This is a genomic window from Pseudanabaena sp. 'Roaring Creek', assembly GCF_001402795.1.
Taxonomy (GTDB): Bacteria; Cyanobacteriota; Cyanobacteriia; order Pseudanabaenales; family Pseudanabaenaceae; genus Pseudanabaena.
In genome coordinates this window covers 1-6,942 of the sequence record NZ_LIRE01000353.1, presented here as the reverse complement: position 1 = coordinate 6,942, position 6,942 = coordinate 1, and the positions used below count along the sequence as shown (strand labels likewise).

The 6,942-nt window shown below is 43.9% G+C and carries 6 protein-coding genes; 2 read left to right on the top strand and 4 right to left on the bottom strand.

Annotated elements, in window-relative coordinates; translation table 11 throughout:
- Positions 1–468 precede the first annotated feature (468 nt).
- Together AC805_RS12025 and AC805_RS12020 are read left to right on the top strand one after the other, a co-directional pair.
- Complete coding sequence (locus AC805_RS12025) at positions 469–1,497, top strand: ABC transporter permease (RefSeq protein WP_055075665.1); 1,029 nt, start codon at positions 469–471, stop codon at positions 1,495–1,497.
- A 35-nt stretch (positions 1,498–1,532) separates the two neighbouring features.
- Complete coding sequence (locus AC805_RS12020; RefSeq protein WP_055075664.1) at positions 1,533–2,186, top strand: rhomboid family intramembrane serine protease; 654 nt, start codon at positions 1,533–1,535, stop codon at positions 2,184–2,186.
- A gap of 50 nt (positions 2,187–2,236) precedes the next feature.
- On the opposite strand, the gene AC805_RS12015 is transcribed toward AC805_RS12020, so the two are convergent.
- The 4 genes from AC805_RS12015 to tatC are packed head-to-tail and all read right to left on the bottom strand — an operon-like array spanning position 2,237 to position 6,666.
- Complete coding sequence (locus tag AC805_RS12015; RefSeq protein WP_055075663.1) at positions 2,237–3,445, bottom strand: hypothetical protein; 1,209 nt, start codon at positions 3,443–3,445, stop codon at positions 2,237–2,239.
- Between the two features lie 32 nt (positions 3,446–3,477).
- Positions 3,478–4,149, bottom strand: coding sequence for a hypothetical protein (locus AC805_RS12010; RefSeq protein WP_055075662.1), 672 nt, complete (start codon positions 4,147–4,149; stop codon positions 3,478–3,480).
- A gap of 2 nt (positions 4,150–4,151) precedes the next feature.
- Positions 4,152–5,762: a citramalate synthase gene (gene cimA / locus AC805_RS12005; RefSeq protein ID WP_055075661.1), complete on the bottom strand. Its 1,611-nt coding sequence runs from the start codon at positions 5,760–5,762 to the stop codon at positions 4,152–4,154.
- Between the two features lie 46 nt (positions 5,763–5,808).
- Complete coding sequence (gene tatC, locus AC805_RS12000; protein WP_197278706.1) at positions 5,809–6,666, bottom strand: twin-arginine translocase subunit TatC; 858 nt, start codon at positions 6,664–6,666, stop codon at positions 5,809–5,811.
- Positions 6,667–6,942 lie beyond the last annotated feature (276 nt).

The window sequence follows — 6,942 nt, the reverse complement described above, 5'->3', positions numbered from 1 at the left end:
GTGTTTTGAGCTTTGCCAGCAAAAATATCACTATCTTAATACTTTAAATAGTGATGCACTAATAGGAATTAATATCATTAATTTTTCCAAAAATCACTGAAACCCTCATTGTCTCGTTTTAAATATTTTTAGGCTTCCATTACGAGCGGAATGTGGGTCCTAATACACTTGGCGACAGCCATACAAAAGTGTGGCTACACTTTTGGAAATTAAAAACCAAATCCAATAAGGGTTTTAAAATCATAAAATGGCGTAGCCATTTTGTGATTTGGTATAAGACCAAGCTAAAACCAAGCTAAAACTAAACTATGTTTGGGGTTTTAGTTTGATATCGTTATAATATCTACACATACAGCAGTCTTAAATCATTTATAGATTTTTAGGTTTGTGGAAGCGCGCCCCCGAAATGGGCGCATTTCCACAAAGCATTTAGAACTGCCAAAACTGATTAACTAGCAACAGCAAATCATGACAACTGCAAATCGAGTCAATCACCCTTTCTGGCGCTTGATTTTTAACGATACGACGGGTTTTGTGGTGAAGCGACTAGGACAGGCGGTGATTGTCATTTTTGGGGTGTCTGTTTTAAGTTTTTTTGCCATTACGAAATCTCCCGGAAATTGTTTTTCCGAACTACGCAACAACCCCAGTACCCCTAAAAAGACCATCGAGCAGTTAGAAAAACAGCTTAACTACGATAAGCCCGAAGCATTGCAGTACCTTTTATGGTTGCGAAATACCCTAAATGGCGATCTGGGTGTGCGTTGTCAAGGGTTAGCTCCCGTCACGCCGTTAATTGTCGAAAGGGCTGGAAATACGCTGATCATGTCGCTTGCTTCGTTGATAACCACATGGTTGTTGGCGATTCCTCTGGGTATTTATAGTGCCGTTAAGCAAAATACTTGGAGCGATCGCTTAATTCAGATTGTCAGCTATGCTACGCAGGGTTTTCCTAGTTTTGTCTTGGCGATCCTATTATTGATGGTGGCGCAAAATACGGGCTGGTTTCCCGTGGGAGGCATGACTAGTATTGGGTTTGCCGATCTATCGCCTTTGGGTAAATTTCTCGATATCGGACATCACGCGCTTCTCCCGACCTTAACTTTGACTGTGGTCAGCTTTGCAGGATTGCAGAGGATCATGCGCGGTAGTTTGTTGGATGTATTACGTCAAGACTATATTAAAACTGCCCGCGCTAAGGGTTTGCCCGAAGGTAAGGTGATCTACGTGCACGCCCTCCGCAATGCCATAAACCCTTTGATCACATTGTTAGGCTTTGAATTTGGTGGATTATTGGGTGGAGCCTTTATTACAGAGTTCTTTTTTAGTTGGCCAGGTTTGGGTAAATTACTACTCGAAGCAACAAGAGAAAAAGATACCAATCTAGTCATGGCAGGCTTGATGTTGGGAACTTTAATGTTAGTGGTCGGTAATCTCATCGGTGATCTACTGCTTAAAGCCGTCGATCCGAGGATCAAGTTGGATGATATGGATTAAGCGATTACTTATAAAAATGGAGCTGTTGGTTATTGATGTTTCCTTTACATGACGACAATCCGACTCAGGATACTTCCATTGTTCTCTATACATTGATTTTAGTGAACGTGCTGATATTTGGATATCAAAGCAGTTTGCCCAACTTTCAACTGGGGGAATGGTTGGAAAATTGGGCTCTATTTCCCAAGGAATTAATTGCTAATCCCTCCAAACACGCGATCGCTTTATTATCATCCCAATTTCTCCACGGTAGTATCTTCCATTTAGTTGGGAATATGTGGTTTCTCTATCTATTTGGCAATAATATTGAAGATCGACTCGGTCACTGGAAATTTCTATTTTTTTACTTAATTTGTGGTGCGATCGCTGGGATTGGACAGGTGGTAACTGCTCCAACTTCGATGGTTCCGATGGTGGGAGCAAGTGGGGCGATATCGGGGGTAATGGGTGCGTATTTAATTCGATTTCCGCGTGCGAGGATTTTAAGTTTAGTTTTCCTCGGATTTTTTGTGACGGCGATTCCTATTCCTGCGGCGGTATTTCTCGGTTTATGGATTGCCGGACAAACTGTTTATGCAGCAATGGCGAATCCCAATTTACCAGGAATCGCCTATTTAGCCCATATTAGCGGTTTTGGCGCAGGGGCGATCGCAATGTTCTTAATCTTGAAATTTGGTAGGGCCAAATAGGTAAGGATGAGCGGCGCTTCGCGCCGCTCATCCTTCTTGTGGATTGAGAATCAAATTCTTCTATTTAGCAGAATCTCATATTGCTTAATTGTTTCTTCGGCTTGTTTTAAGGCTGTTGGACTTGTATAGAGAAGTTGCTTTGCTTGCTCGGCTAACTTGGCTAACTGGATATCTCCAGCATGACCCTTAGCGATCGCTTTTGCCTTCAACGCATCAAGCCTACCGCGCAACTCCTGACGATTTTGGATTGGCAGTCGATTTGCGACGATCGCCTTTTTTGAGATCGCGATATATTCGTTGATTTTGGTCGTGAAATTCTCTACGCCCACCTGTATGGGAACAGTTAACCCTTCTTTCTGCTTAGCTACTAATCTTTGCAACCATTGTTCCATCGCAGTAATTTGTTCGCTCGGTAATGGAGCAATAAGGTTGGAACAATCGCTAATTTTTGCTTGGCTTTCCGTAAAGGAAGCGATCGCTTCTTGATTTAAGGTAATTAATTGCTGCAATAGCATATTCGCCTGAGTAAAAGCATCTTGAAGCTTTGCTTTTACTCGGAAAAATTGCTCTATATCTCCACGCATCTTGTCGATTTGGCGATTAATATCATCGAAACTGGCGGAAGTTCCTAAGGGATCGGATTCAATGCGATCGCGCAAAGATGCTAGGTTTTGCTGAGATAGTTCTAGTTGGCTAGGATCAATTATCCCTAAAGACTCCCCTTGTCTCTGTAAATTGACAATTTCTGTTTCAGCGATATCCAGTTGTGGTTCTAAATCCGCCCATACGCGATCGACTTCTAAAATAACCTCTTTAGCAACCTGATAGGTTTTGATCATCGCTACTAAAAGTTGTAGAGGCGTAATTTTAAGACTGGTTTCGGCAGCAGAAAGTAATTCTCTTTTGGCTAAAGGAGTGATGACTGATGGTAACTGGATTGATGCTTGATTCAATAGGTTGAAGATTTCTTGTGCCTTTTGCTCGGCTCCTAAAAAACGGGGAATAGAAGCTCTGAGGCTTTTCGCTTTATTAATAGTTTGCGTTAACAAATCGAAGTGCTGCAAAAGTTCGCTAATTGCTGCCAATGCAGGTTCAACTTTAGTTTTGCTGACACCCGCAAGTTTGATAGGTATAAATCCCGAACTGCCCGTCAGTCGTTGATAAGCGATCAGATCGCATAGGTCATAGATATTGAGGCTGATGGCTTCGAGATTACCCTTCCAATCAGATAGCATTCGATCGACTTCTTCTAAGATCATGGCGATCGCCTAAAGCTCCAAGTGTAGTATAACTAATCGTTTTGGTTGTTCTGGTGTTTCTGTCTAGTTATCTCCTCTAAATTTTGTAGAAACTGCTGTCCCGACTGGGTTAGTTCGCAATACTTGACCAAGTCTATAGCAATGCTTCCATAGTTACTAGCTTTCTCTAAATCGCTAATATATTGAAAAGGCGGAACGATCGCAATTAGGTTGGAATCTCTCAATCTCCGCAATTCGGAAGCCGCATCTTTGCTCACATAAAATTCATGCATTGAATTGTCTTTAATGCCCTTGAGCTTTTCAATTTCTTTGGGCGTTAAAATCAAGCAATACATGAAGTTTTGCAGTTTATTCATGCGATCGATCTGTTCCTGCTGGCGTTTGTCCAGATCTTCTTTAGTTTGGAGCATTTCACTCCGCAGATCCTTAAATTCCGCTTTCAGTCCACCCGATGAAAAGTCGATGCTTTTAAATATGTCCGATGTTTGGGGTTGAAACAACAGAATGATGGCAATTAACGTAATGTCAGGGAAGGTAAAATCTGGGACTTTGGCAATATCGCCAACGCCCCTATCACGATGGGTGAAATTTACCGCTGTTTGCACAATCGGTACGGCGACAAATTTAAGTGCCAGGTACAGCAGGATAACGGTAGAGGCAAAGTCTAAAAAGTTTAACTTTCTTTTGGGTTTGTTTGGAGCCATAACTAAGATTTAGTGTAGCGGACGGCGGCGAGAAGTCCATATTCTAAGCCTTCTCCCAATGCTTTACAGGAGGCTGCAATAATATTGTCAGATACTCCCGCCGTTGTCCATCGTCTCTTGCCATTACTGAATTCAATTAATACCCTCGTCGTTGCTTGCGTGCCCGAATCGCTATTGAGAATTCGCACCTTATAGTCGGTGAGATAGAAATTGGCAATTTCAGGATAGAATCCGATTAAAGCTTTGCGTAAAGCGATATCAAGGGCGGCAACGGGACCATTACCTTCGGCAGCGGTGAGATGTTCTTCACCTTTAACCATTACTTTCACCGTTGCTTGGGAATTAACGCCTCCATCAATGGATAAGGATTCAGTAGTGCAATACACATGGAAACTGCTAATAGTAAAAAACTTGGGGCGATCGCCTAAGGCATCGCGGACTAATAATTCAAAACTTGCCTCTGCGGATTCAAATTGATAGCCGACCCGTTCGAGATCCTTGGTCATCTGCAAGATCTGCCTACAGGCTGCATCCTCTTTTCGCAGGCAAATGCCAAAGGTTTCTACTTTGGAGATGACATTGCTAATCCCTGCTTGCTCGGAGATGACGATGCGTCGATTATTCCCAATACTTTCGGGGGCGATATGCTCGTAGGTGAGAGGATTACGCTGGACGGCGCTGACATGGATTCCCCCTTTATGGGCAAAGGCAGAAGCGCCCACAAAGGGCGCATGATCGTCGGGGGCAAGGTTGACGATTTCACTGACTTGGCGGGAGACTTCGGTGAGTTGGGACAGCTTGGCGGTAGCAATGCAGTCATAGCCCATTTTTAGTTGCAAGTTGGGGATGACAGTACAGAGATTGGCATTGCCACAGCGCTCGCCATAACCATTAATCGTTCCCTGCACCATAGTTGCGCCATGCCGAACGGCTGCGATCGCATTGGCAACGGCTAAACCTGCATCATTGTGAGTGTGAATGCCTATTTGGGGTGAATTGCTGCCCCATTGCCTGAGGGATTCATCCACAATTTTGGTGATTGCTGCCACTTCGTCGGGCAGAGTGCCACCATTGGTGTCGCAGAGCGCAAACCATTTTGCTCCAGCGTCATGGGCAGCTTTGAGGGTTTTTAGGGCATAGTCGGGATTGTTTTTGTAGCCGTCAAACCAATGCTCAGCATCGTAAATAATATGGCGATCGCAACTTGTGAGATAGGCGATCGTATCGTCGATCATCGCGAGATTTTCATCAAGGGAGGTTCGCAAACCTTCAATGACATGGAGATCCCAAGACTTACCAAAAATAGCGACCCACTTAGTCTTGGCGGCAAGAATTGGCACGAGCATGGGGTCATCCTTTGCCTTTAGTCCCGCGCGTCTGGTCGAACAAAACACCACTAGCTCGGCATGATTAAGGGGACGCTGCTGCATTTGCCAAAAAAATTCATCATCCTTCGGATTTGCCCCTGCCCAACCACCTTCGATAAAGGCAACCCCCAATCGATCGAGGCGATTGGCAATGAGTACTTTATCTTCTACTGACAGTGACAACCCTTCGCGCTGAGTGCCATCGCGAAGGGTTGTATCGTAAATCAAAATGTTCTGATTTGCCATTTTTAATTGTTTTATAGATAAGGCTGCAGTGCAAAGCACCGTAACCCTATTTACCCATAGCCTTAACTAAGAAAATGCCACCAAAGTACAAAATGCCCACGGCTCCAGCCAGTAAACTCTGAGTCATCGGATCGGTTGATGGTGTCAGCACGGCTCCGAGGATCACCGCCCCCAAAACGACATAGCGCCATCCAGCAAGCATTTTGCTGGAGTTAACAATACCTGTCATTGCTAATAGGGCTTGAATTACGGGAATCTGGAAGGCTAATCCAGTGCTGAATAATAGCAACAATACAAACTCAAAATAGCGATCGATCGACCAAAACTGTTCGACAACATCCCCACCATAGCTAATAAAGAAATTGAGGGCGGCGGGAATCAATAGCTCGTAAGCAAAGACAATACCAAGCACAAATAAAATGCTAGAGCCAAAAACAATCGGGGCGATCGCCCGCTTTTCTTTGCGGGTGAGTCCTGGCAAGATAAACCGCACGATTTGATACAAAATGGCAGGGCTGGAGACTAGCAAGCCACTGTAGCCAGCTACTTTAATGGATACAAAAAAGTATTCCCCTGGCGCAAGTTGCAAAAATTTCACGCCTTGGGCGGGAATTTCCAAAAGAGCTACTATTTTGTTCACTACGGCAAAGCAGCCAATCACCCCGATGACTACGGCGATCAAGGCATAGAAAATACGCGATCGAAATTCTTCTAAATGATCGAATAGTGACATTTCCACATCATCGATCTCGTCTAGTTCATCAACCTCATCTGGATCGTCGACATTATTATCGACATTATGGACAGGAGGATCGATGGTGGCGATCGCTGTCTCCGCTACGTCCTTATCGACTGGTGGAGGAAAATCCTTTGGTTGCTCTGCTTCACTTACCGTCTCTAGCATGGTGTCGTTATTAAAGTCTACTGGTCGATTGCTTAACCCGATTGCTTAACAAACCTATCAAATAATCGAAGTATATCGATACTATAGCAACCACTATAGCAACCAAACCCAACTTTCGATTTTTCCACCCCTTTCTCCTGATAGCAGTTGATATAGAAATGATTGGTATTTATAGATAATTCAAATAAAAACTACAGCTTCGACTTCGCTCAGCTAGCTTACACCGAGGGCTGAGCGAAGTCGAAGCCCGTCTACAAGTTATTTAAAACAACTATA

Bases quoted from the DNA above. Each gene is read 5' to 3' on its own strand.
- AC805_RS12010 (WP_055075662.1), bottom strand. From the start codon at position 4,149: ATGGCTCCAAACAAACCCAAAAGAAAGTTAAACTTTTTAGACTTTGCC.
- tatC (WP_197278706.1), bottom strand. From the start codon at position 6,666: ATGCTAGAGACGGTAAGTGAAGCAGAGCAACCAAAGGATTTTCCTCCA.
- AC805_RS12025 (WP_055075665.1), top strand. From the start codon at position 469: ATGACAACTGCAAATCGAGTCAATCACCCTTTCTGGCGCTTGATTTTT.
- AC805_RS12020 (WP_055075664.1), top strand. From the start codon at position 1,533: ATGTTTCCTTTACATGACGACAATCCGACTCAGGATACTTCCATTGTT.
- AC805_RS12015 (WP_055075663.1), bottom strand. From the start codon at position 3,445: ATGATCTTAGAAGAAGTCGATCGAATGCTATCTGATTGGAAGGGTAAT.
- cimA (WP_055075661.1), bottom strand. From the start codon at position 5,762: ATGGCAAATCAGAACATTTTGATTTACGATACAACCCTTCGCGATGGC.